This is a genomic window from Candidatus Nitrosopumilus salarius BD31 (assembly GCF_000242875.2).
Taxonomy (GTDB): Archaea; Thermoproteota; Nitrososphaeria; order Nitrososphaerales; family Nitrosopumilaceae; genus Nitrosopumilus; species Nitrosopumilus salarius.
Map to the genome: position 1 here is coordinate 1 of NZ_AEXL02000152.1, position 1,163 is coordinate 1,163.

Below are 1,163 nucleotides of genomic sequence, written 5' to 3' on the forward strand. Positions count from 1 at the left end.
AGGTTCAGGATTTTTTATTACTCCATAGTCTAATAGTTTTTTCATCACTCTCTCATCTCTGTTTTCTTTGAATATTTTTGTCAGCTCCATTAGGAGTCTATAGTTCACATGTGTGCTTGGTTGTTTTGGTGGATTTAGTAGATTGACATACTCGTATAGTCCTTTTGATTTTATCAGTTTTGCTTGATTGTCTACTTTGATTCTTCCAAAGTAAATATCCTCCAGTTCATTATATTCCGATATCAGTGCTGGAATGTCTTCAAATCCTAATTCTCTTGCACCCGTGATTCTCTTGTAAAGTAATAACAGAATTGATTTTGGAGTGCCAAACTCTAACCATTTTTGAGCCGTAATTACATTTCCTAATGACTTTGAAATCTTTTTCCCTCCTTTGTCCAAAAACATTTCATATTTTACATGATGTGGATGTGGGAATCCTAAAATCTCATCAGCTACCCAGTCATTTACTTTGACTGAATCCATGATGTCTTTACCATGTGCCTCAAATCTAATATCAAACGCTGCCCATCTTGCTGCAAATTCAACTTTCCATGCTAACTTTCCTAGATCTTTTCCAATATCTGCCTCACCTACATGACCACAACCTTTGACCATCTTTGAACTGATTTTGGTGTCATGGCATGTGTATTTCACCTTCTTTTCGTTTGTGATGTATTCCGTAGCTTCGGCAGTATAGAGGCGATTACAATTAGCACATACTGGAAAATATGGCAAGTATTTTTGATATTTTTCTTGTCCTACAAGATCTGAAATTTTATCGCCAATCTTTGCACTGTTTTGCAAAATTGTGTGGATTTGATCTTTTAACAATCCTTGTTTGTATGTATTTACAGCTCTTCTGAATTCATATTTTATCCCAACCTTGTCTAACCCATCTAACAGAATACTGCTCATATGCATTCCGTATGAGTCATGACATCCATGAGGGTCTGGGATCAGTGATACTGGTTTTGCAATGTGTTCTTCAAGCGAATCTGGAAGTCCTTCTGGGATTTTTCTTAATCCGTCAAGATCATCTGAATATGCGATTAATTCTGATTTGTATCCTAAATTTTCTAGTGCTAGTTTAACCCCGTATGCTCTCACTGCATCCCCTAGGCTTCCAATATGTGGAATCCCAGATGCACCAAGCCCACTTTCCA

At 36.9% G+C, this 1,163-nt stretch carries 1 protein-coding gene; it reads right to left on the bottom strand.

Features of this window, described 5'->3' with window-relative positions; all coding sequences use genetic code 11:
- A partial coding sequence (lysS, locus tag BD31_RS08815) for a lysine--tRNA ligase (RefSeq protein ID WP_008301419.1) occupies positions 1–1,163 on the bottom strand: 1,163 nt, incomplete at both ends.